At 41.9% G+C, this 3,157-nt stretch carries 2 protein-coding genes and 1 pseudogene; all 3 read left to right on the forward strand.

What is annotated here, in order from left to right:
* Nucleotides 1-1,145, forward strand: a pseudogene (locus A1D16_RS21150) (hypothetical protein); the annotation flags it as partial.
* 34 nt (nt 1,146-1,179) lie between these two features.
* Complete coding sequence (locus tag A1D16_RS21155; RefSeq protein ID WP_290713512.1) at nt 1,180-2,640, forward strand: SusD/RagB family nutrient-binding outer membrane lipoprotein; 1,461 nt, start codon at nt 1,180-1,182, stop codon at nt 2,638-2,640.
* Between the two features lie 21 nt (nt 2,641-2,661).
* The coding region (locus A1D16_RS21160; RefSeq protein WP_290713515.1) for a DUF1735 domain-containing protein at nt 2,662-3,157 on the forward strand (496 nt) is incomplete at its 3' end.

Below are 3,157 nucleotides of genomic sequence, written 5' to 3' on the forward strand. Positions count from 1 at the left end.
CTCCTTACCAAACTGGCTTCAACTATTCAATTGCTCAGAATCAGTGGGTGACCCCACAGGGTGGAAATATTCTAATGCCAACACCTGACAGACTGGTTGATTCTGCAATTAGAGGTGCCGTTTCCACTCAGCGTGAAATTGGACTGGATATGAAATTTTTGAAAAACCGGTTTGGTTTCAGCTTCACTTACTGGGATGGAACGGTTAATGATATACCTCTTGAAATTCCTATCAACGGTGCTTCTGGTTATCGTACAAACCTCATTAATGCTGGGGAGATTTCTAAGAAAGGTATAGACGTATTATTAAATGTGACACCTGTTAGAAATCGTAATTTTTCTTGGGACATTACAGCAACCTGGGCCAAACTGCTTGAAAACAAAGTAGTACGTCTCGCAGGTGAAATTCCTCGTATTGTACCTCCAGGTTTTGCTGGTGCCTTTTCTGGTTCTTTTGCCGCTTACACTGTTAACGCTGTGGGTCAGCCATGGGGACAATTATTCGGTGGTGGTATTAAACGGAATACCAACGGAATACCTGTATTAACCGAGGATGGTTTCTTCGTTCGCCAGGCTGATGTGAACTTCGGAAGTGTGCTGCCTGATTTCACCGGTGGTGTTCAGAATAGTATAACATACAAAAACTTTTACCTGAATTTTAATATTGATTACCAGCAGGGTGGTAAATTCTTCTCGCTGTCTGATTTCTGGGGATCTTTCTCCGGGCTGACTGCAAAAACTGCTACTACCAACGATAAAGGAAATCCTGTTCGGGATGCAGTATCAGACGGTGGTGGTGTACGGGTAGATGGTGTTGATGAAGACGGTAAAGCCGTAACCCATTATGTTGATGCACAAAGTTACTTCCACCAGTTCCAGGGAGCCAATATTGCTGAAAAAAGTATCTATGACCTAACCTTCGTTAAACTTCGTGAGGTTAGCCTGGGATATCGTTTCGATCTGGCAAAAATGGGTATCAGTAAGAAAATTTCCGGTGCAACATTCTCTATCATCGCCAGAAATCCTGTGCTTATATATGCCAATACTGCTGATTTTGATCCGTCTGAAATTAGTTCTGTATATGGAGAAGACGGTCAGATGCCAGGTACACGGTCCATCGGATTTAACCTGAAACTTAATTTCTGACCCTCCAATTTATTACGCTAAATTAATTACTAGTATGAAACGATTAATAAATTCATCTTTCCTGACTGTTGCGACTGTTTTGTCAATGGGATTTGGAGGATGTGAAAAAATTAAGGATTTTGGTGATACAAACACCAATCCAAATGGTACAACTACCCCAGTAACAGCTGGATTATTAACAAGATCTATTGCTGAACTTGGTGGAAGAGAAGGAGGAACATCTGTAGCTACAATGACCCGGCCTGGTTATTATGCTCAATATTTTTCTGAGACCCAGTATCCAAGCGCCTCGCTCTATAATCTTCCACAGCTCGAATTTAATGGGTTCTATTCTGGCTTTTTAAACGATCTTCAAAATATCATCAGGCAAAATACAGATCCTTCGACTAAAGATATAGTTTCAATTTCCGGTTCTAATGCCAACCAGATTGCCGTTGCAAGAATTCTTAAAGCCTATGCTTTCTGGACAATAACTGACAGATGGGGAGATGTTCCCTATTCAGAAGCATTAAAAGGAAATCCTGTACCTAAGTATGATAAACAAGAGGATATCTATGCTGATTTGCTAAAAGAATTAAAGGAGGCGGTTGACGGTTTTGACAATGGATTGGCCGTAAAAGGGGATGTTATATTTGAAGGCGATAATAGGAAATGGCAACGTTTTGCCAACTCCCTTCGTATGCAGATAGCCCTGCGTATGAGCAAGGTTTACCCAAATGCGGGCGGACAAGCTGCTACTGAATTTAATGCTGCTTTGAATCATTCAGCCGGTTCTATGCAAACAAATGCAGATAACGTTGCCATCAATTTCCCTGGCGGCGCCTATCAAAATCCATGGTATATAAGTTATGTTGTAAGTGCTCGTATAGATGACGCAATAAGTAGTACAATGACGGATGCTTTGTCTGGATTTAATGACCCTAGATTAGCAAATTATGGATCTACTCCAATTGGATTTCCATATGGTTTAAACAGAACGGCAGCGGTGGCAGTTTCCCCTGGTTGGGGACTTGTTTTAAAGGGAGATAAAATTGATGCGGCTGAAGATGTTATTCTTATGAATGCAGCAACTGTGTTGTTTGCTAGAGCAGAGGCCGCTGAAATTGGCTGGACAAATGAAAATGCCCAGGATCTTTATGAAGAGGCAATTGCTGTATCAATGGCACAATGGGGATATTCTGGAACAGCTGTTCAGACATACATCAATCAAAATAGTGTTCGCTATGATGAAGGAGATCCCCTTGAAAGAATCGGAACTCAAAAATGGTTTGCAATGTATCCGGATGGCTTACAGGCCTGGAGTGAATGGAGGCGTACCGGATTCCCGGTGTTAACACCCGCAGAGTTTGCGGAGAATGATACCAAAGAAATTCCTCGCAGGTACGTATATGGTACGGGTGAATATGGAACAAACAATGCAAATGTGAAAGCCGCTGCTGCACTTTTATCCGGTGGCGATACACAGGATGCCAGAATGTGGTGGGATAAAGAATAACTTTTATTAAACTATTATAGTATGAAACATACATTAAATAAATTATTTGTACTGCTTGCAATCAGCACTTCAATTAGTTCTTGCGTAAAGAATGAAGTGAAAGATTTAGGTTCAGCAGGATCCAGCATTATTAAAATATTGGGGGGTACAGATGCTCCGAAAATTGTGGCACTTGACCTTAAACCAGGTGCCCAATCTGCAGCGGTACTGGATATACGCCGCGATGCGAATTCAGAAGCCAGCCTGAATCAGCCCGTAACAGTAACGCTCACTAATAAGCAGGCTCTACTGGATGCCTACAATGATGAAGAGGGTACTGAATATGAAGTTCTTCCAAGCAATGTTTTTACCATTTCTGACCCAAGTGTGGTAGTGTCGGGTGATACCTGGACATTAAATTTTGCCGCCGGTGAGTTTGCAAAAGAGATCAAGTTAAACGTGGATGCCGAAAAATTCGATTTATCGCGATCCTATGCACTTGGCTTTGAAATAGCTACCGCCAGTGCAGGCGTAATCA

The sequence above is a fragment of the Flavihumibacter sp. CACIAM 22H1 genome (assembly GCF_001601815.1).
Taxonomy (GTDB): domain Bacteria; phylum Bacteroidota; class Bacteroidia; order Chitinophagales; family Chitinophagaceae; genus Flavihumibacter.

Excerpts from the sequence above, each read along its gene's own strand:
- A1D16_RS21155 (WP_290713512.1), top strand. The coding sequence starts at position 1,180 with ATGAAACGATTAATAAATTCATCTTTCCTGACTGTTGCGACTGTTTTG.